Genomic DNA, 18736 nt, shown 5'->3' with positions numbered 1-18736 from the left:
CCATCAAACCGGCAAAGCGCCTTGCCGCGACATATTGGCGTGATATTGCGGGGGTATGAGCGTGCCCCCCGAGTCCCTTGATATTCTAGTGCTGGGTGGCGGCGGCCGCGAACATGCGCTGTGCTGGCGCCTGCGCCAATCGCCCCACTGTGGCCGGCTGCTGTGCGCGCCGGGCAATGCCGGCATCGCTGACGTTGCCGAATGCATCAACCTGGCCATCACCGATCCGGCCGCCGTCGTGGCCTTCGCTGCCGAACACAAGATCGGCCTCGTGGTGATCGGCCCGGAAGCCCCGCTGGTCGCCGGAGTCGCCGATGCGCTGCGCCGCGCCAATGTGCCGGTGGTCGGGCCATCGGCGGCCGCCGCCGAACTGGAAGCCTCCAAGGGCTTCACCAAGGATCTGTGCGCGCAGCATCATATCCCCACCGCGCGCTACCGGCGCTTTGCCGGTGCCGCCGATGCCCATCATTATGTCGCCGTGCACCCGTTGCCGGTGGTGGTGAAGGCCGATGGCCTGGCCGGCGGCAAGGGCGTGACCGTGGCCGAATCCAACGAGGAAGGCCTGGCGGCACTGGCCGAAATCGATGGCCCGGTGGTGGTCGAACAATGTCTGGAAGGCCCGGAGGCCAGCCTGTTCATCCTGACCGACGGCGAAACGGTGCGGGTGCTCCCCACCGCGCAGGATCACAAGCGGCTACGCGATGGCGGCGAAGGCCCCAACACTGGCGGCATGGGCGCCGTCTCGCCGTCACCGCGACTGACGCCGGCCGTGCTGAAACAGGCGCTGGACCAGATCGTCCACCCGACGCTGAAGGCGATGCGCGACCGCGGCACGCCCTATCAGGGCTTTCTCTACGCCGGCCTGATGCTGACCGCCGATGGCCCGATGCTGATCGAATATAACGTCCGGCTTGGCGATCCCGAGGCCCAGGTGCTGCTGATGCGGCTGGAATCCGATCTGGTGGCACTGTTGTGGGCAACGGCCACCAACACATTGGCCAGCGTCGAGCCGCGCTTTGCTGCCGAATCGGCCATCACGGTCGTCATGGCCGCCCGCGGCTATCCGTGGCAGGCGGTGGCCGGCACGTTGATCGACGGTATCGCCGCCGCCGAAGCGCTGGGCGTGACCGTGTTCCATGCTGGCACCCGCCGCAACGAAAATGGCCAACTGGTCGCCGCCGGCGGCCGTGTGCTGAACGTGACCGCGCTGGGCCATGACATTTCCGAGGCGCGGGCGCTGGCTTATGCCGCTATTCGCAAGATCAAATGGCACGGCGGCCAATATCGGCGGGACATCGGAAAAGCCGATTGATCCCGTCCCCGTCGGCGGGAGACCGTGCCAACAGGAGACCGGGCATGAGCGATCGGCAGACACAATTTTCGGGCACCAGCGAAGTGCGCGCCGGACAGGAAATCGACGCCGGGCGGCTGACCGACTGGATGGTTGCCAATGTCGAAGGCTTTGCCGGCCCGCTCACCATCGAACAGTTCAAGGGCGGCCAGTCCAATCCCACCTACAAGTTGATCACGCCGGGGCAGAATTATGTGCTGCGCCGCAAGCCGCCGGGCCAGTTGCTGCCATCCGCCCATGCTGTCGATCGCGAATACAAGGTGATCACAGCGCTGTATGCGCAAGGCTTCCCGGTCGCCCGCACCTTCGGCCTGTGCCAGGACAATGACGTGATCGGCACCTGGTTCTACATCATGGACTGTGTCGATGGCCGGGTGATCTGGGACACGACCTTCCCGTCGGTGCCCAGGGAGGACCGCCGCGCCTATTTCGACGCGATGAACCAGACGATGGCCGAACTGCACATGATTGACCCGGTCGCGGCGGGCCTGGGTGATTTCGGCAAGCCCGGCAATTATTTCGCCCGCCAGATCGGCCGCTGGTCGAAACAATATGTCGAGGATGTCGATGCCGGCCGTTACGAACCGATGGATCGGCTGGTGGAATGGCTGCCCGCCAACATCCCGGCCGGTGACGAAACCAGCATCGTCCACGGCGATTATCGTTGTGACAACATGATCTTCCACCCCACCGAGCCACGCGTGCTGGCGGTGCTGGATTGGGAATTGTCGACGCTCGGCCATCCGCTCGCCGATTTCTCCTATCATCTGATGATGTATCGCATGCCGCCATCGACGACGACCGGCCTCGTCGGCAATGATCTGGCCGCGATGGGGCTGCCCACCGAAGCCGAATATGTTGACGCCTATTGCCGCCGCACCGGGCGCGACGGCATTCCCGACATTGATTTCTATGTCGCCTACAACATGTTCCGGCTGGCCGGCATCATCCATGGCATCAAGGGCCGGGTGATCCGCGGCACCGCCACCTCGGCCCATGCGAAAAAATCCGCGGAAGGCTTCGAGGCCTTGGCCGATCTGGCCTGGGATCAGGCGAAGAAGATCGGCGCGCGCTGACTCACTTGCACCAACTTGCGTAACCAGCCACCGTGCGGCCCATGAACCGCTGGCCGCTTTTCCTTCTCACGTTGCTGGCGGGCCTGGCCTGGGCGGCGCTGCGCATCCAGGTGCCGGCGCCGCTCGCTGCCGATGCGCCGGCCAACCAGTTCAGCGCGGCACGCGCCATGGCCGATGTCCGCGTGCTGGCGCGTGAGCCACACCCCACCGGCACGCCAGCCAGCGCAGCCGTGATCGCCCATCTCGAACGCCGGCTGGTCGAACTCGGCTTCTCGGTGCGCCGTGTCATCACCCCGCTGCAGGGGCGCCCGGCGCAGCGGCTGGCGAAATGGGGCGGTGATCCGTCACAACCGGCCATCAGCCTGGTGGCGCTGCGGCCCGGTGCCGACCCCGCCAGCCAGGCGGTGACGCTGCTGGCCCATCATGATTCGGTATGGGCCTCGCCCGGCGCCGCTGACGACATCGCCGGCGTGGCTGCAGCGCTGGAAATCGCCCGCGCCATCCCCAAGGCCACGCAACAGCGCGATCTGGTGCTGATCTTCACCGATGCCGAAGAACTTGGCCTGGTCGGCGCCCGCGCCATCTTCGCGCCGGGCAGCGCTGGCGATCCCATCGCCGGGCGCACCGGCGTGCTGATCAACCTGGAAGCGCGCGGCGGCGGCGGCCGGTCGATGATGTTCCAGACCGGGCCCAACAATGGCGATCTGATGCGCATGTTCGCGCACCATTCGCCGGGTGCGGCGGCCAGCAGCCTGGCTGTCACCATCTACGAAAGCCTGCCCAACAACACCGATTTCACGCCGGTCAAGCTGCGCGGCATCATGGGCCTGAACTTTGCCTTCATCGGGGAGGCCTGGGGGTACCACAGCCCGCTGATGACGCCGGACCGGCTGGAGCAGGGCGCCTTGCAGCATCTGGGCGATTCGGTGCTCGGCGTGACGCGGGCGCTGCTGACTGCGCCGCAACTGCCCGCCGCCACCGAAAATGCGGTGTTTTCCACCGCGCCGGTGTTCGGCATTGTCGTTTATCCCGCCGCTGCGGGCTGGGGCTTGCTGGCGGTCACCGCCGGGCTGATGGTGCTGGCGGTATGGTGGCGCAAGGGCGAATGGCGCATCGCCGATTCGGCGCTGGCCTTTGGTCAGGCCCTGCTGGTGCTGGTGATTGCCGGCTTGCTGATGTTCGGGCTCAACCTGCTTTCGGGCAGTACCGGCGCTGAATATTATGATCGTCTGGCGGCGCTGCCCCGGTTGGAGGCGGCGGGGCTGTTGGCGGCCTTTGCAGCGCTGCTGTTTGCCGCGTCGGCCGGAGTCGGCACCTTGTGGGATCGCTGGATCACCTGGGTGAAATTCTGCTTCGTGCTGGCGCTGGCGGCGCAGATCTGGCTGCCCGGCGCCGGGCCGGTGTTTGCCTGGCCGGCGCTGCTGGCGGCGCTTGGCCTCGCGATTGGTGCGCGCCTGGGCAACGGCGCATCTGCTGGCCCAACCCTGGCGCAGGTCGCGCCGGCCGTGGTGCTCGCAGTGCCCGGCCTCGCCATGATCGGCGAATTGTTTCACTTCACCTTCCTCGGCATCGGTGGCCCGACGCCCTATGGCACCGTGGGGCTGCTGATCCCGGTGCTGGCGTTGATCGCGCCGATCGTGCCCACTGGCCCACGCCGCCCGGCCCTGATTGGTGCAGCGGTGGCGGTCAGCCTGGCGGCCGGGATCGCCTTGTGGGTGAAGCTCGACCCGGTCGCGGCATCGATTCCGCCCTATGCCGGCACCGAGAAACAGCAAGGCTAGGCTTGATTGGTCCTGGCGGCAGGGCCTGTCCTACACGGCCCGATCCTGTCATGATGCCGCCATCCGGGAGCTTGGCAGACAAGGGTATTGGGCGTTCAAATTTGTTCAAAACCCGCGAGATACGTCAAAACCGGAAAAACTGAAGACCGGATTTCGCGGTGCGATGGCGCTTCAACAATCGCAAACTCAGGGCGCGTTATGGGCTCCGTCCGTCACCTTGCTCGCCAGCAACTTGTCGATCTTGCGGCCATCCATGTCGATGATCTCGAACTGCCAGCCGTTGATCCGGAATTTCTCGCCGGTTTCGGGCAGGTGGCGCAACTGCTCCAGCGCCATCCCGGCCGCCGTTTCGTAATCGCGTTCATCGGGCAACGTCAGCCCGAGCGTTTCGGCAAGCTCGTCGGCGGGCAGCGCGCCGGAAATCAGCCAACTGCCATCCGCATTCGCAACAGCGGGCGCATCGTCGATGTCATCGACATCGCTGCGGAAGGCGCCGGCAATCGCCGCCAGCAGATCGGACGGAGTCACAATGCCTTCGAACTGGCCATATTCATCATGCACCAGCGCCATCGGAATATCGGCATCGCGCAATGCCACCAGCGCATCCATGGCATCCAGCACATCGGGCAGGATCGGCGCCGGCCGCGCCAGTGCCACCAGATCGAGCGGCCGGCCTTCGATCAACGCCTGCACCACGTCGCGGGCCTGCAGCACGCCGACGATATCGTCCACGCCGCCGTGCGCCACCAGCAGGCGGCTGTGCGGGGTCGCCGCCAACTGCGCGCGCACCTCGGCTTCGTCAGCGTCGGCATCGATCCAGTCGATCTCGACGCGCGGGGTCATCACGCCGCGTACCCGCCGATCGGCCAGCCGCATGATCCCGGCGATCATCTGGCTTTCCTCGGCCTCGATCACGCCCGCCGATGTCGCATCCGCCACCACCGAACGCAGTTCTTCCTCGGTCACCGTCTGGGTGCTGGCGCGATCCTGGCGCAGCAGGCGGAACACCAACTGGCTCGATTGATCGAGCACCCACACGAACGGCGTGGTCAACCGCGCAAACTGCAGCATGACCGGCGCCACCAGTGCCGCCGTAGTTTCGGGGGAACGCAATGCAAACTGCTTTGGCACCAGTTCGCCAACGATCAGCGAAAGATAGGTGGCAATCGCGATCACCACACCAAAGCCGATCTCTTCGGCCAGGCTTGCCGGCAGGCCGAACCAGGCGGTCAGCCGCTCCCCCACCGGTATGGCCAGCGTGGCGCCGGAATAGGCGCCGTTGATGATGCCAACCAGGGTGATGCCGATCTGCACGCCGGACAGGAAACGACTGGAATCTTCGGCCAGCGCCAGTGCGCTCTCGGCGCCCCTAACCCCTTGCGCCTGCATTGCCTTCAGTCGCGGTCGCCGTGCGGCGACAACCGCCAGTTCCGACATGGCGAAGAAGCCATTGAGCAGGATCAGGCCGGCAATGATGGCGGCGTCCAGCCAGGGGAAGGCGCCCATGGGCTCCGTGCGAGATAGGCGGGGCCACCTGCCCGCTCAAAACGCTTCTTACGGGATGCCAGCCATGGCTGCAAAGCCTGTTCATGTTGCAGCCAGTTGCACTGTGGCTCAGAGTGGCCACACAGAGGGAGAATTTCGATGAAACATACGATTATGGTTGCAATGTTGGGCAGCGCGCTGGTGCTTGGCGGGTGTGTGACCGATCCCAACACCGGGCAGCAGCGGATTTCGCGGACCGGCGGCGGCGTGGCCGCAGGCGCGGGTGCCGGTGCCCTGCTCGGGGCGATCCTGGGCGGGCGCAACAACCGCGCCGAAGTGTTGATCGGCGCGGGGCTTGGCGCCATCGCCGGCGGCGCGGTCGGCAGTTACATGGACAAGCAGGAACGCGAATTGCGCCAGCGCACCGCCGGCACCGGCATCGAAGTGGCGCGCGACGGCGAGGAAATCGCCATCAAGCTGCCATCCGGCATCACGTTTGACACCAACCAGGCGATCCTGCGGCCCGACATGCGCCCGGCGCTGGACCAGGTCGCGCAGACGCTGGCCAGCTATCAATCGACGTTCATCGATGTGACCGGCCACACCGATTCGACCGGCAGCGATGCGATCAACCAGCCGCTGTCGGAACGCCGCGCCAGTGCCGTGGCTGATTATCTGCAATATCAGGGCGTGCAGCGCGCCCGCATGGCGACCCGCGGCTATGGCGCCCAGTTCCCGGTGGCCAGCAACGACAGTGAAGCCGGCCGTGCCCAGAACCGCCGGGTCGAAATCCGCCTGTCGCCGGTGACGCAACAGGATGTACCGGGCAATCAGGGCGGCATGCAGCCACCGCGCTGATCCGTGGCAGGCGTTGCGCAATTGACCGCGTCGGTCAGCTGCGCAACGTCGCCCCCAATTTGGCTGCCGCGGCCACCACCTTTGCCGACACGGCTTCGATATCGGCTTCGGTGAGCGTTGCCGTCGTTGGCTGCAACGTAACCTCCACCGCCAGGCTCAGCTTGCCGGCTTCGACCCCGGGGCCGGCATAGCGGTCGAACAATTTCACGCCGCTGATCAACGCCTTGTCCGCACCGGCCACAGCGCGCAGCAGGCTGTCGGCGGGCAGGGCTTCGTCCACCACAAAGGCGAAATCGCGGGTCAGCGCCAGCAGTGGGCTGGGCGCCCAGGCTTCGCGCTTGCGGCTGCGCGGTGGCAGCGCATCGAGATAGATCTCCACCGCCGCTACCGGGCCCTTGACGTCGAACTGGGCGCTGATGCGCGGGTGGATGATGCCGAAATCGGCCAGCACGGCCTTGCCCAGCACCAGCCGGCCAGCACGGCCGGGGTGCCACCAGGCGTCGGCCGGTGCTGCCACATTCAAGCGCTGCACTGGCGCGCCCAGGGCAGCCAGGGCAGCGAGCGCTTCGGCCTTGGCGTCGAACGCGTCGGGCTTGATCGCTGGCCCGCTGCGCCAGTCGCGTCCGCGCAACTCACCGGCCAGCAGCACGGCAGCGGTGGAGTGTTCCCGATTTGCCAGATAGCGCTCACCCAGTTCGAACAGGCGCACGGTTGCGGCGCCGCGATCCATGTTGCGCGCCGCCGCCGACAGCAAACCGGGCAGCAGCGACGGCCGCATCGCCGCCATATCGGCCGAAATCGGATTGGCGAGCGTGAACGCCGCGCCGCCGAAGGCATCGGCCTGCGCCGGTGGCAGGAAACTCCAGGTGATGGCTTCGTCAATCCCGCGGCTGGCCAAGGCGCGGCGCAGCCGGCGCTGCGTGCGTTGCAGCGGCGTGGCGGTGGGCGCCGCGACCCCGTCGGCTTGCGGCAACGGCGTTGCCGGCACCTGATCGAGGCCATGGATACGCACCACTTCCTCGACCAGATCGGCCTCACCATCGACATCACGCCGCCACGACGGCACCGAGACCTGCCAGATGTCACCGCGGGTCACGCCAAAGCCCAACCGGTCAAGAATATCGGCCTGCTCGTCCGCCGCCACGTCCAGCCCGGCCAGACCCAGCACGCGCGACGGGCGATAGGCGATGCTGCGGCTGTGGTCTGGGATCTCTCCGGCAATCACCATGTCCGATGCCTCACCGCCGCACAGGTCGAGCACCATTTGCGTCGCCAGCTCCAGGCCGGGCACGACAAACAATGGATCGACACCGCGCTCGAACCGGGCGCGGGCATCGCTGTTGATCCCGAGTTTGCGACCGGTGGCGCCAATACGCTCCGGGGTGAACCAGGCCGCCTCGATCAGCACCTCGCTGGTGTCGGCCGAACAGCCCGAAGCCTCGCCGCCCATGATGCCGCCGATGTCGTGCACCTCGGCATCATCGGCGATCACCGTCATCGTCTCCTCGAGCGCATAGGTCTTGCCATTGAGCGCGACCACGCTCTCGCCAGCGCGCGCCCGCCGCGCCGTCAGGCCGCCATGCAGCTTGGCGACATCATAGACGTGCAGCGGCCTGCCGGCATCGATGGTCAGGAAATTGGTGATATCGACCAGCGCCGAAATCGGGCGCAGGCCCACTGCCCGCAGCCGGCGCTGCAGCCAATCAGGGCTGGCGCCGTTCGTCACGCCGCGCACCACCCGCCCAGCAAACGCCGGGCAACCTTCCAAGTCCTCGACCGTGATCGGGCGCGGCATCGGGAATCCACCCGCAACCGGCGCAATCACGCGTGACTTCAGCGTGCCGACACCTGCCGCCGCCAGATCACGGGCTATGCCCATCACGCCCAGGCATTCCTGCCGGTTGGGCGTAATCGCGATATCGAACACCGGATCATTCAACCCGGCCCAATCGACATAGCGCACACCAAGCGGCGCATCGTCGGGCAGCGCGATAATGCCGTCATGCTCGTCCGACAGCTCAAGTTCGCGCATCGAACACATCATGCCGCGCGATTCGACACCGCGAATGGCCGCGATTTTCAGGGTGATGCCGCTGCCAGGCACGAACGTGCCGGGCGGCGCGAACACGCCCTTCATCCCGGCGCGCGCATTGGGCGCGCCGCACACGACCTGCATCGGCTCCCCGGCGCCGGTATCGACGCTGAGCACCTGCAACTTGTCGGCCTGCGGGTGACGCTGCGCGGACACGACATGGGCGATGGTGAAGGCGCCGAGCCGTTCTGCCGGGTTTTCGATGCCTTCCACCTCGAGGCCGCAGCGGGTCAGCGCGTCGGCGATTTCGCTGACGCTGGCGCTGGTGTCGAGATGGTCCTTGAGCCAGGAGAGGGTGAATTTCACGGATTCGCTCCAGCTGAAATCGAGGGCAGGTCAAAGGCCGAGAAGCCATTGTGCTTCAGCCACTTGATGTCGCCATCAAAGAAAGCGCGCAGATCGGTAAGGCCATATTTCAGCATCGCCAGCCGATCGACGCCGGTGCCGAAGGCAAAGCCCTGCCACTCATTCGGGTCCAGCCCGCACGCCGCGATCACGCGGGGGTGCACCATGCCGCTGCCCAGCACTTCCAGCCACTTGTCGACCTGGCCGGCGCCGGCCGGCTTGCCGGTCTTGGCTGAATAGCCGACATCGACCTCCACCGACGGTTCGGTGAACGGGAAATAACTCGGCCGGAAGCGCAGCACGACGTCATCGACCTCGAAGAAGGCCTTGATGAACGTCTCCAGCGTCCAGCGCAGATGCGCCAGCGTGATGTTGCGATCGATCACCAGCCCTTCGATCTGATGGAACATCGGCGTGTGGGTGGCGTCCGAATCGCTGCGATAGACCCGGCCAGGTGCGATGATGCGGATCGGCGGTTTCTGCGCCATCATCGTGCGGATCTGCACCGGCGACGTGTGCGTGCGCAGCACCATCGTCGGCTGCCCGGCGATGTAGAAGGTGTCGTGCATTGCGCGCGCCGGGTGGCTTTCCGGGATGTTGAGCGCGGTGAAATTATGCCAGTCATCCTCGATCTCCGGGCCGCTGGCGACGGCAAAGCCCAGATCGGCAAAGATTTCCGCCAGCTCGTCCATCACCTGGGAAACCGGGTGGATGCTGCCAGTGGGCGGCAAAGCCACGGGAAGCGTCATGTCCTGGCGTTCGGCGGCCAGCTTGGCGTTCAGCGCCACTTCGTCCAGCGCCGCCTTCTTGGCGGCCAGCGCAGCGGTCACGGTTTCGCGCAAGCCATTGAAGGCCGGGCCGTTCACGCTGCGCGCTTCGGGCGTCATTCCGCCCAGAGTCTTCAGCAGCAAGGTGATGTTGCCCTGCTTGCCCATCACCGCCACACGCACCGTTTCCAGCGCCTCGGGGTTCTCGGCCGCGGCAATGCGAGCCAGGATGTCAGCCTGCAGCGTCGGTATATCGGTCATCGGACGGCCTGAAATCTTGAGGAAAAACGCGAAAAAAAGGGCGCGCGCCGGTGCCGGCGCGCGCCCCTTCTTCCACGTCTGGCGTCGCGGTTAAGCGGCAGCCTTGGTGTCGAGCGCGGCCTTCACCTGGCCGATGATGGCGGCAAAGCTTTCCGGCTGGTTCATGGCCAGATCGGCCATCACCTTGCGATCGAGCGGCAGTTCCATCAGCTTCACGCCGTTCATGAACTGGCTGTAGGTCAGGCCATGTTCGCGCACGGCAGCGTTGATGCGCTGGATCCACAAGGCGCGGAAATTGCGCTTGTTTACCTTGCGATCGCGATAGGCATATTGGCCAGCCTTTTCCACCGCTTGCCGAGCAATGCGGATGGTGTTCTTGCGGCGGCCGAAATAGCCCTTGGCCTGTTCCAGAATGCGCTTGTGTCTGGCTTTGGTGGTCACACCACGTTTGATACGCATGGGTGCTGCTCCTTACTTGATGCCGTACGGCGCCCAGGCGTGCACCCGGGCGGTATCGGCTTCGGACAGCACCTTGGTGCCGCGATTCTGGCGGATATATTTGGCGTTGTGGCTGATCAGGCGGTGGCGCTTGCCAGCGACTCCATGCTTGATCTTGCCAGTGGCGGTGATCTTGAATCGCTTCTTGACCCCGCTCTTGGTCTTCATCTTGGGCATTTTGGTCTCCTTCGAAAGACGCATCAAAAACCGCCATGGCAGCCCTTTTGGCCAGGCGGTCCGGTTCATGCGGAACGGGCGCATTAGCGACTTGCCCCCCGGCTGGCAAGGGCATGGCCGACAGGACCCCAATTCCCAGCTTGTCGACTCGGAATGTTCTATTTATGTTCTGAGTTCTTCAGGGAGGATCGACCATGATTGGCTATGTCACAGTGGGAACCAATGATCTGGCGCGCGCGGCGCGATTCTATGATGCCATTGCCGCAGAAATGGGCGTGGGGCGCATGATGGATTTCGGCACTTTCATCGCCTGGGGCACGCCCGGCGGCCCGGCCGGCATTGCCGCCACCGTGCCATTTGATGGCAATCCGGCCAGCGTGGGCAATGGCGTGATGGTGGCCCTCGAAGCCCGTGACCGGGCGCAGGTGGACCGCCTTTATGGCATCGCTCTGGATCACGGCGGCAGTTGTGAAGGCCCGCCCGGCCCGCGCGGGGACAGTGGCTTTTACGCCGGCTATTTCCGCGATCCGGATGGCAACAAGTTGAACGCGTTTGTGATGTGAGCCGCGTTTGGCGCGGCGCGTGATGGCGTAGGCGCGGCAGTTCAGGCGCGTCCGGGCGTGGCCGACAGATTGGCCACCGCCACGCCGGTCAGTGCGAAGGCGCTCTCCCAGCGGCGCTCGGCCGGCGTGTCCCACACGCAAGTGCCGTCGGGCGGCGCGATGTGCCAGCCGTGCAGGCGCATTTCGCCATCAAGCTGCCCGGCGCCCCAGCCGGCATAGCCGAGCACCATGTGCCAGCGCCTCGGCCCGCGCCCTTGCGCGATCGCCTGCAGGATATCCAACGTGGTGGTGAAGGCCCAGGCATCGCCGACCCGGATCGTGCCGGCGGCGGCATAGTCGGCCTCGTGCAGCACGAAGCCACGGCCCTGTTCTACAGGGCCGCCAGCCAGCACCGGCGCATCGGGCACATCCCCGCAATCGATATCGAGTTGCGAGAGGATGCCGTGGAAACGGATATCGGGATGCGGGCGGTTGACCACGAGGCCCAGTGCACCCTGATCGTCGTGCAGGCACATGGCGATCACGGTGCGGTCAAAGCGGTCATCGCCAATGCCAGGCATCGACAGCAGCAACTGGCCGCTGAGAAAGGGAGGTGTTTCCATCGCATCCACCATAGGCGCGTGCTGGACGCCAGCCAAGGCCAAGGCTAGGAAGAGCCGGCGGCATTTTGCTGGGTGGAGAGACCCCATGACGATCAAGGTTGGCGATAAAATTCCCGATTCCACGTTGGTGAAGGCCACAGCCGATGGCCCGGCACCGGTTGGCACGGCCGATCTGTTTGGCGGCCGTACCGTGGCGCTGTTCTCGGTCCCCGGCGCCTTCACGCCAACCTGTTCGGCCCGGCACCTGCCCGGCTATGTCGATCATGCCGGCGACATGAAGGCCAAGGGCGTCGACGAAATCGTCTGCGTTTCGGTGAACGATGCGTTCGTCATGGCGGCCTGGGGCAAATCGGCCAATGTCGGTGATAATGTGACGATGATTGCCGATGGCAATGGCGATTTTTCCAAGGCGCTCGGCCTGACCTTTGATGGCAGCAATTATGGCATGGGCGTGCGCGGCCAGCGCTTTTCGATGATCGTCAAGGATGGCGTGGTCGCTGAACTCAATGTCGAGCCGCCCGGTGCGTTCGGCGTGTCGTCGGCCGAACATCTGCTGGGGCAGCTCGCCTGACCCAGCCGCCGCCCCCCGCAAACCAGCAACGCCCTCAGCCGGCCAAGGCGCTGCGTTCTGCCGTGAACCGGCGCACCCTGTTGGTTGCGGCGCTGGCCGGCGGCGGCCTGGCGATTGGCTGGGCTGTGTGGCCGCGCGCATCGCGTGGCAATTGGGCGGCAGCGCCCGGCGAAACCCTGGTCAATGCCTATGTGAAGATCGGGGCCGACGGCCGTGTCGTGGTGGCCGTGGCGCAGGCCGAAATGGGCCAGGGCATCTGGTCGGCGCTGGCGCAGATCGTTGCCGATGAACTGGGCGCCGATTGGCGCGCGGTGGGTGTGGAGCCGGCGCCGCTAGGGCCTGATTATGCCAATCCCGGCCTCGCGCTCGGCGCAGCCGCCGGCCTGTCCGAACCGATGCGCAGTGTGGTGATGGCCACCGGGCGCCGCGTGGCGCGGTTCTTCGATCTGCAGATCACCGGTGGTTCGAACAGCGTGCGCGCCTGGGAGCCGCCATTGCGCGCCGCCGCAGCAACGGCTCGCGAGATGCTGATGAAGGCCGCGGCACGGCGTTGGCAGATTGACTGGCAATTGCTCGATACTGCCGGCGGCTTTGTAACCTACAAGGCGAACCGGCTGCCATTTCATGTGCTTGTCGCGGATATCGATGCCGATGATGCCCGTGATGATCCGGTGCTGCGGCCCACCCGCCGCCTCGCCGGGCAGACGGTGCTGCGCCTCGACATCCCGGCCAAGGTCGATGGATCGGCCCGCTTCGGCATCGATGTGCGGCTGCCAGGTCTGGCCTATGCCGCGATTGATCAGGGGCCGATCGGCGCCCAGGTGGCCAGCCACGCCGCGCCGGCATTGCCGCCGGGCGTGACGGTTGTTGCACAATCCGGCTTCGTTGCCTGTGTGGCTGACACTTGGTTCGCAGCACACAAGGCACTGAAAAGCCTGACCATCAAATGGCAACCGGCCGCATCGCCGCCGGGGCCCTGGCTGGAGGCCGCAGTGCGCGGCGCGTTGTCCAGCGACGGCCGAACGTTCGGCCCCACCGACACGGTCGGCACAGCGGTGCGCGATGATGGCGATGTGCTGACCGCGCTGGCCGGGGCGGGCGGCGTCACCGCCGAATATGGCCTGCCGTTTCTGGCCCACGCCTGCCTGGAGCCGATGACAGCCACCGCACGCGTCACCGAAGGCCGCGCCGAAATCTGGGCGCCCACGCAAAGCGCCACGCTGGCGGCACGCGCAGTGGCGCAAGCGCTTGATATCGATGCAAATGATGTCGTGGTGCACCCGACCCTGCTGGGCGGCGGTTTCGGCCGCAAGGTTGAAGGCGACGCCTGCGCGCAGGCGGCCCTGATCGCGCGCGCCGCGGGGCGCCCGGTGCAGCTCATCTGGAGCCGCGAAGAGGATATGGGCCACGACATGTTCCGCCCCGCCGTGGCGGCGCGTCTGCATGGCAAGGCCACCCCCAATGGCATTAGCGGCTGGAATGCTGCCATTTCCGTGCCTGATGTCGGTTCGGCCTTTGCCGGCCGCAACCTGGGCAGCTTCGCCGGACGGCCCTCGGCGGGCGCCGGCGCCATCGAAGGCGCGGTCGATCTGCCCTACGCCATCCCCAACATCCGCGTGCAGCATTGCCTGGCCGATTGCACCGCGCCCTTGGGCTTCTGGCGCAGTGTCGGCCACAGCTTCACTGGCTTCATCGTGGAAAGTTTCGTGGACGAACTGGCGGCCAGCGCGGCGGTCGATCCCGGTGCGTTTCGGCTGGCGATGCTGAAGGATCAGCCACGCCACGCCGCGGTGCTGGCGGCCGTGCTGGAAATGGGCGGGCCGCTTGGGAAAGACGCGGAATCGGCTGAAGACATGTCTGCGGCGGGGGCCACCGTGGCCAGGGGCGTGGCGTTGGTGGAAAGTTTCGGGAGCATCGTGGCCCAAATTGCCGAAGTCGTGTCCGTTCCGGGCCAGCGCCCGCGCGTGACCAAGATCTGGGCGACCGTGGACTGCGGCCGGGTCATCAATCCCGACACTGTCGTGGCCCAAATCGAAGGCGGCATCATCTTTGGCCTGTCTGCCGCGCTTTTTGGCCGCATCAGTTTTCAGGGCGGCAGGGTAGAGCAGGACAATTTCCACGCCTATCCACTCGTGACCATGGCCGATTGTCCTGAAATCGATGTGCGCATCCTGGAATCCGACGCCGACCCCGGCGGCATCGGTGAACCCGGCACGCCGCCGATCGCGCCGGCTGTCGCCAATGCGCTGTTTGCCGCCACCGGCCGGCGTTGGCGCACATTGCCGTTCTTCCCGGCATGAGGATTTTTCAGTGACCGCGCCGCACGGATTGCCACCGTTGATCCTGCCGCCCGTGCAGCTGCCGGCGGACCATGTGCCGGTTCGTGCCGGGCGCGTCGGCGTGCTGATGGTCAACCTCGGCTCTCCGGATGCGCCCGACGTGCCATCCGTCCGCCGATTCCTGGGCGAATTCCTGTCCGACAAACGGGTGATCGAAATCCCCGCCTTCCTGTGGCAGCCAATTCTCAACCTGCTCATCCTCAACATCCGGCCGCGCACGGCGGCTGCCAACTATGCCAAGGTCTGGCTGCCCGAAGGCTCGCCGATCACGGTGTACACACGCCAACAGGCCGAAGCCCTGCAGCAGCGCATGGGTGATGCCGTGCTGGTCGATTGGGCGATGCGGTATGGCACGCGCAGCATCGGCGAACGGCTGGAGGCGATGATGAAGGCCGGCTGCGATCGCATCCTGCTGGCGCCCATGTATCCGCAGTATAGCGGCGCCACCAACGCCACTGTGGTGGACGAGGCATCGCGTGTGCTGATGGCGATGCGCTGGCAGCCGGCGCTGCGCACGCTGCCGCCCTATTACGACAATCCCGATCATATCGCCGCGCTGGCGCAATCGGTGCGCGACGGCCTCGCCAGCCTGGATTTCACCCCCGATCTGATCGTCACCAGTTTCCACGGCATGCCGCAAAGCACATTGGCTGCCGGCGATCCCTATCATTGCCAGTGCCGCAAGACCGGGCGCCTGTTGCAGGAGGCGTTGGCTATGCCGGTGCGTGTCACTTTCCAGTCGCGTTTCGGACGCGCCGAATGGCTGAAGCCCTATACCGACGACACGCTGCTGGCGCTTCCGCAAGAAGGCATCAAGAAAATTGCCGTGGTCTGCCCTGGATTCGCCGCCGATTGCCTGGAAACCCTGGAAGAAGTGGCGATGGAAGGCCGCGATGAATATCTGGAGGCTGGTGGCACCAATTTTGCCTATCTGCCCTGCCTGAATGCCTCTGATACCGGCATGGCCATGCTGGAAACGATCATCGGCCGCGAATTGGCTGGTTGGCTGTAAACCCCCATTGAATCGGCTCGCATTAAGCCGCAAAGTGCGACAGGCTGTACCGCACGCAACAGGTCGGCTGGGGAAAGGGTGGATTTCGATATGGCACGGGTAGCAGTGGTGACCGGCGGCACACGCGGGATTGGTGAAGCGATCAGCCTGGCGCTGCACGGCATGGGGGTGACGGTAGCGGCCAATTATGGCGGCAGCGACGACAAGGCCCGCGCCTTCACGGATCGCACCGGCATCAAGAGCTACAAGTGGAATGTCGCCGATCACCAGGCGTGCCTCGATGGCTGTGCGCAGGTGACCGAGGAACTCGGCCCGGTGGACATTGTCGTCAACAACGCCGGTATCACCCGCGACGGCACGCTGATGAAGATGAGCTGGGAAGCCTGGGACGAGGTGATCCGTGTCAATCTGGGCGGCTGCTTCAACATGGCCAAGGCGACGTTCGTCGGCATGAAGGAACGCGGCTGGGGCCGTTATGTGCAGATCGGCAGCATCAACGGCCAGGCCGGGCAATATGGCCAGGTGAATTATGCCGCCGCCAAATCCGGCATCCACGGTTTCACCAAGGCGCTGGCGCAGGAAGGCGCGCGTTTCGGCATCACCGCCAATGCGATTGCGCCGGGCTATATCGATACCGACATGGTCGCTGCCGTGCCGCCCGATGTGCTGGCCAAGATCGTCGCCAAGATCCCGGTTGGCCGGCTTGGCCAGGCCAGTGAGATCGCCCGCGCCGTCGCCTTCCTGTCCAGCGACGATGGCGGCTTCATCACCGGATCGACGCTGTCGATCAATGGTGGGCAGCATATGTATTGATCGATGGCGCGCCGCAGATTGCCTGACCGGCTGGCGGCGTTGCTTTTGCTTGGGGGCGCCATTGCGGCAATGGCCGGCGCCCTGTGGGCGGCTTCATGGCTCGGTGAGGTGCTGGTGGCGATGACCGGTGCGGCCTGGATTCGTGCTGCGCCGGCTGGGCTGCTGGTCGCGGCAGCGGCAATCACCTTGCGCTGGATCATGCGATGAATGCCGGTCCACGCAAATACAGCCTCACCATCCAGGGCCACGCCACCAGCCTGACGTTGGAACCCATCTTCTGGCAGGCCTTGAACGAAGCCGCTGCTGCCGAAGGCAAATCGCTGGCCGCAATGGTCGCGGACATTGATGAGGCGCGGACCACCAACCTGTCGAGCGCGATAAGGGTGTGGCTGTTCGAGCGGGCGCGGGCTCAGTCCGTTGGCTGACGTCCGCAGCGATGGCCGGGGCCCGTTCGCGGCAGACGGCAATCGCCGCCACCGGGCCGCCATCTGTAACAACCGTGCGCGTCTGCGGATCGGCCATGTTGTCGATCGCTGAAGGCGTGTGAACTGGCGGTCAGCGATCGAGTGGTATCACCGGCGCATTTCAACGAGGGCCTTGCCCTGCCCGGCGTTCGACTCACCCCTTTGGCGGCCATGGGAAAAAGCCCGACGTGCGCGCGATATAATCGGCATAGCCCGGCCGGTGTTTTTTCAGAGAATGTTCGAGCATCGGCGCGCCGGACCAGCGGGTGAGGGTGAAGCTGAGGAACAAGGGCCCCGCGATGGTCCAGATCGGCGCGCCGGCGGCGACGCCGACGATGAAGATGCCCCACCAGGTGGTGAAATCGCCAAAATAATTGGGGTGCCGCGTGTAGCGCCACAGGCCGGTGTCGAGCACCTTGCCCTTGTTGGCCGGGATGGCACGGAAGGATTCCAGTTGTGCGTCGCCGATGGTTTCAAACGCGATGCCCACCACGGCGATGCCGACACCGGCCCAGCCCCAGATTGGTAGCGCGGCACCGGTATCGGCAAGGATGCCGGCCTGCGCGGGCAGCGATACGCCCCACAGCAACGGCCCTTGCAGGCCGAACACCTGCAGCAGCGCGGTGCGTTCGAAGCTCCAGCCGCGCTTGGCCTGGGCGCTGGCGATGATCTTTTCATAGCGAGGATCGGGGCCCAGCCGGCGCCAGCGGGTGATGAGATGGGTGCCCAGCCGCAGGCCCCAGGCCGCGACCAGCGCCAGCAGCGCCCAGCCGGCCAGCCCCGCCGGGCCGCCGTTCAGCAGCGCCGCGACCGCCACGGCATAGACCATGCCATAGGCCCAGATCGCATCTATGAACGCCACATCGCGCAGTCGCACCGCGATGCCCCAGCAGGCCAGCATCAGCGCAACAACCGCAACAAGCGTGAAAAGCAGTTCGGGAAACATCAGGCGGCGCGTCGGTAGGGTTGGTCGCCGGCTGCCAGGATCGATTTCATCGCCTTCTGCGGGTGGCGCGGGGTGGTGGCGTGGTAGTGATGGGCAATTCGCGCCATGTCGGCGGCGTAATCGCCAGTCGGCATGAAGGCCTGGGCAAGCCCACCCATGCGCTTGGCATAATCCATCATGCCGACGATCAGCGGCACGCCGGCCCCCATCGCGATATGATAGAAACCGGTGCGCCACTGCCCGACGCTGCGCCGCGTGCCTTCCGGCGCGATGGTGAGCAGAAATTCGTCGCGGCGGGCAAATTCGTCGATCATCGCCTGCACATAATTGCCGCCGGCTTCACGGTTGATCTGCACCCCGCCCATATCGCGCATGAAGCGCCCGAGCGGCCAGCGGAACAATTGCCGCTTGGCCATGAAGCTGGGTGAGATGCCAAGATCACGGGTCAGGCCGAGGAAATAGACGAAATCCCAGTTCGACGTGTGCGGCGCAGCGATGATGACGGCTTTTTTGGGAATCGGCCCGTGGCTGACGGCCTGCCAGCCTTGGGCCCGATAGAAGCGCAGGATTGCGGCCTCTATCCCGCGGGAAAGCAGTGTCTTGTCGGTGCCGTTCATGCCATCCCCCCGAATGGTTGCCTGTGCGAGGCAGCTTCGTTGTATGCAGCGACACAGTTTCGCGGCAAGGCCGCTCGCCTGTCAATTGTGGTGCGCCCGGATGTCGCCATGGTTATGC

Annotated in this window: 19 protein-coding genes; 11 read left to right on the top strand and 8 right to left on the bottom strand. The window is 65.6% G+C overall.

From position 1 onward, the window contains the following. Positions 1 to 55: 55 nt before the first annotated feature. From purD to ACTIEZ_RS14755, 3 genes are read left to right on the top strand one after another with little or no spacing between them, the layout of a single operon-like run. Complete coding sequence (gene purD / locus ACTIEZ_RS14765) at positions 56 to 1312, top strand: phosphoribosylamine--glycine ligase (RefSeq protein ID WP_439547452.1); 1257 nt, start codon at positions 56 to 58, stop codon at positions 1310 to 1312. Between the two features lie 44 nt (positions 1313 to 1356). Continuing rightward, the gene (locus ACTIEZ_RS14760; protein ID WP_439547451.1) at positions 1357 to 2427 is read left to right on the top strand and encodes a phosphotransferase family protein; all 1071 of its coding nucleotides are present in this window, start codon (positions 1357 to 1359) and stop codon (positions 2425 to 2427) included. A 41-nt stretch (positions 2428 to 2468) separates the two neighbouring features. Further along, on the top strand, positions 2469 to 4208 hold the full coding sequence (locus tag ACTIEZ_RS14755; RefSeq protein WP_439547450.1) for a M20/M25/M40 family metallo-hydrolase: 1740 nt from the start codon (positions 2469 to 2471) through the stop codon (positions 4206 to 4208). 186 nt (positions 4209 to 4394) lie between these two features. Here the strand turns inward: ACTIEZ_RS14755 and ACTIEZ_RS14750 are convergent, their stop codons facing one another. Continuing rightward, the gene (locus tag ACTIEZ_RS14750; RefSeq protein WP_439547449.1) at positions 4395 to 5714 is read right to left on the bottom strand and encodes a hemolysin family protein; all 1320 of its coding nucleotides are present in this window, start codon (positions 5712 to 5714) and stop codon (positions 4395 to 4397) included. Positions 5715 to 5852: 138 nt separating this feature from the next. Here ACTIEZ_RS14750 and ACTIEZ_RS14745 point away from each other — a divergent pair, with 138 nt between their 5' ends. Beyond that, positions 5853 to 6551, top strand: coding sequence for an OmpA family protein (locus tag ACTIEZ_RS14745; protein ID WP_439547448.1), 699 nt, complete (start codon positions 5853 to 5855; stop codon positions 6549 to 6551). 34 nt (positions 6552 to 6585) lie between these two features. Here ACTIEZ_RS14745 and pheT read toward each other — a convergent pair whose 3' ends face one another. The 4 genes from pheT to rpmI all read right to left on the bottom strand — a co-directional run bounded on the left by pheT (position 6586) and on the right by rpmI (position 10691). Continuing rightward, positions 6586 to 8949 (bottom strand): phenylalanine--tRNA ligase subunit beta, encoded by a 2364-nt coding sequence (pheT, locus tag ACTIEZ_RS14740; RefSeq protein WP_439547447.1) that lies wholly within the window; start codon positions 8947 to 8949, stop codon positions 6586 to 6588. Then, positions 8946 to 10016: a phenylalanine--tRNA ligase subunit alpha gene (gene pheS, locus ACTIEZ_RS14735; protein ID WP_439547446.1), complete on the bottom strand. Its 1071-nt coding sequence runs from the start codon at positions 10014 to 10016 to the stop codon at positions 8946 to 8948. The genes pheT and pheS overlap by 4 nt, the downstream gene beginning before the upstream one ends. A gap of 90 nt (positions 10017 to 10106) precedes the next feature. Continuing rightward, positions 10107 to 10475, bottom strand: coding sequence for a 50S ribosomal protein L20 (gene rplT, locus ACTIEZ_RS14730; protein WP_439547445.1), 369 nt, complete (start codon positions 10473 to 10475; stop codon positions 10107 to 10109). A 12-nt stretch (positions 10476 to 10487) separates the two neighbouring features. Then, positions 10488 to 10691, bottom strand: coding sequence for a 50S ribosomal protein L35 (gene rpmI / locus ACTIEZ_RS14725; protein ID WP_439547444.1), 204 nt, complete (start codon positions 10689 to 10691; stop codon positions 10488 to 10490). Between the two features lie 194 nt (positions 10692 to 10885). On the opposite strand from rpmI, the gene ACTIEZ_RS14720 reads away from it, so the two are divergent. Beyond that, the gene (locus ACTIEZ_RS14720; RefSeq protein ID WP_439547443.1) at positions 10886 to 11254 is read left to right on the top strand and encodes a VOC family protein; all 369 of its coding nucleotides are present in this window, start codon (positions 10886 to 10888) and stop codon (positions 11252 to 11254) included. A 41-nt stretch (positions 11255 to 11295) separates the two neighbouring features. Here the strand turns inward: ACTIEZ_RS14720 and ACTIEZ_RS14715 are convergent, their stop codons facing one another. Continuing rightward, positions 11296 to 11856 carry a YqgE/AlgH family protein gene (locus ACTIEZ_RS14715; protein ID WP_439547442.1) on the bottom strand — a complete coding sequence of 187 codons (561 nt, stop codon included), beginning with the start codon at positions 11854 to 11856 and terminating at the stop codon, positions 11296 to 11298. An 85-nt stretch (positions 11857 to 11941) separates the two neighbouring features. On the opposite strand from ACTIEZ_RS14715, the gene ACTIEZ_RS14710 reads away from it, so the two are divergent. The 6 genes from ACTIEZ_RS14710 (at position 11942) to ACTIEZ_RS14685 (ending at position 17016) form a co-directional block, all read left to right on the top strand. Next, a complete protein-coding gene (locus ACTIEZ_RS14710) occupies positions 11942 to 12427 on the top strand; it encodes a peroxiredoxin (RefSeq protein WP_439547441.1) in 486 nt (161 codons plus the stop codon). 62 nt (positions 12428 to 12489) lie between these two features. Beyond that, a complete protein-coding gene (locus tag ACTIEZ_RS14705) occupies positions 12490 to 14727 on the top strand; it encodes a molybdopterin cofactor-binding domain-containing protein (RefSeq protein WP_439547440.1) in 2238 nt (745 codons plus the stop codon). A gap of 10 nt (positions 14728 to 14737) precedes the next feature. Then, on the top strand, positions 14738 to 15778 hold the full coding sequence (hemH, locus tag ACTIEZ_RS14700) for a ferrochelatase (protein ID WP_439547439.1): 1041 nt from the start codon (positions 14738 to 14740) through the stop codon (positions 15776 to 15778). Between the two features lie 90 nt (positions 15779 to 15868). Beyond that, entirely contained in the window at positions 15869 to 16591 is a 723-nt protein-coding gene (gene phbB / locus ACTIEZ_RS14695; RefSeq protein WP_439547438.1) for an acetoacetyl-CoA reductase, read from the top strand. A gap of 3 nt (positions 16592 to 16594) precedes the next feature. Further along, complete coding sequence (locus tag ACTIEZ_RS14690) at positions 16595 to 16798, top strand: hypothetical protein (protein WP_439547437.1); 204 nt, start codon at positions 16595 to 16597, stop codon at positions 16796 to 16798. Beyond that, complete coding sequence (locus tag ACTIEZ_RS14685; protein ID WP_439547436.1) at positions 16795 to 17016, top strand: ribbon-helix-helix domain-containing protein; 222 nt, start codon at positions 16795 to 16797, stop codon at positions 17014 to 17016. The genes ACTIEZ_RS14690 and ACTIEZ_RS14685 overlap by 4 nt, the downstream gene beginning before the upstream one ends. 193 nt (positions 17017 to 17209) lie before the next feature. Here the strand turns inward: ACTIEZ_RS14685 and ACTIEZ_RS14680 are convergent, their stop codons facing one another. Together ACTIEZ_RS14680 and ACTIEZ_RS14675 are read right to left on the bottom strand one after the other, a co-directional pair. Beyond that, a complete protein-coding gene (locus tag ACTIEZ_RS14680) occupies positions 17210 to 18001 on the bottom strand; it encodes a DUF1295 domain-containing protein (RefSeq protein WP_439547435.1) in 792 nt (263 codons plus the stop codon). Then, complete coding sequence (locus ACTIEZ_RS14675) at positions 18001 to 18618, bottom strand: lysophospholipid acyltransferase family protein (RefSeq protein ID WP_439547434.1); 618 nt, start codon at positions 18616 to 18618, stop codon at positions 18001 to 18003. The genes ACTIEZ_RS14680 and ACTIEZ_RS14675 overlap by 1 nt, the downstream gene beginning before the upstream one ends. Positions 18619 to 18736: the final 118 nt, after the last annotated feature.

The organism is Sandarakinorhabdus sp. (genome assembly GCF_051860625.1).
GTDB lineage: Bacteria > Pseudomonadota > Alphaproteobacteria > Sphingomonadales > Sphingomonadaceae > Sandarakinorhabdus.
This window is presented reverse-complemented; position numbering and strand designations above follow the sequence as displayed.

Coding starts and splice junctions, on each gene's coding strand:
- purD (WP_439547452.1), top strand. CDS start 56: ATGAGCGTGCCCCCCGAGTCCCTTGATATTCTAGTGCTGGGTGGCGGC.
- ACTIEZ_RS14760 (WP_439547451.1), top strand. CDS start 1,357: ATGAGCGATCGGCAGACACAATTTTCGGGCACCAGCGAAGTGCGCGCC.
- ACTIEZ_RS14755 (WP_439547450.1), top strand. CDS start 2,469: ATGAACCGCTGGCCGCTTTTCCTTCTCACGTTGCTGGCGGGCCTGGCC.
- ACTIEZ_RS14750 (WP_439547449.1), bottom strand. CDS start 5,714: ATGGGCGCCTTCCCCTGGCTGGACGCCGCCATCATTGCCGGCCTGATC.
- ACTIEZ_RS14745 (WP_439547448.1), top strand. CDS start 5,853: ATGAAACATACGATTATGGTTGCAATGTTGGGCAGCGCGCTGGTGCTT.
- pheS (WP_439547446.1), bottom strand. CDS start 10,016: ATGACCGATATACCGACGCTGCAGGCTGACATCCTGGCTCGCATTGCC.
- rplT (WP_439547445.1), bottom strand. CDS start 10,475: ATGCGTATCAAACGTGGTGTGACCACCAAAGCCAGACACAAGCGCATT.
- rpmI (WP_439547444.1), bottom strand. CDS start 10,691: ATGCCCAAGATGAAGACCAAGAGCGGGGTCAAGAAGCGATTCAAGATC.
- ACTIEZ_RS14720 (WP_439547443.1), top strand. CDS start 10,886: ATGATTGGCTATGTCACAGTGGGAACCAATGATCTGGCGCGCGCGGCG.
- ACTIEZ_RS14715 (WP_439547442.1), bottom strand. CDS start 11,856: ATGGAAACACCTCCCTTTCTCAGCGGCCAGTTGCTGCTGTCGATGCCT.
- ACTIEZ_RS14710 (WP_439547441.1), top strand. CDS start 11,942: ATGACGATCAAGGTTGGCGATAAAATTCCCGATTCCACGTTGGTGAAG.
- phbB (WP_439547438.1), top strand. CDS start 15,869: ATGGCACGGGTAGCAGTGGTGACCGGCGGCACACGCGGGATTGGTGAA.
- ACTIEZ_RS14690 (WP_439547437.1), top strand. CDS start 16,595: ATGGCGCGCCGCAGATTGCCTGACCGGCTGGCGGCGTTGCTTTTGCTT.
- ACTIEZ_RS14685 (WP_439547436.1), top strand. CDS start 16,795: ATGAATGCCGGTCCACGCAAATACAGCCTCACCATCCAGGGCCACGCC.
- ACTIEZ_RS14680 (WP_439547435.1), bottom strand. CDS start 18,001: ATGTTTCCCGAACTGCTTTTCACGCTTGTTGCGGTTGTTGCGCTGATG.
- ACTIEZ_RS14675 (WP_439547434.1), bottom strand. CDS start 18,618: ATGAACGGCACCGACAAGACACTGCTTTCCCGCGGGATAGAGGCCGCA.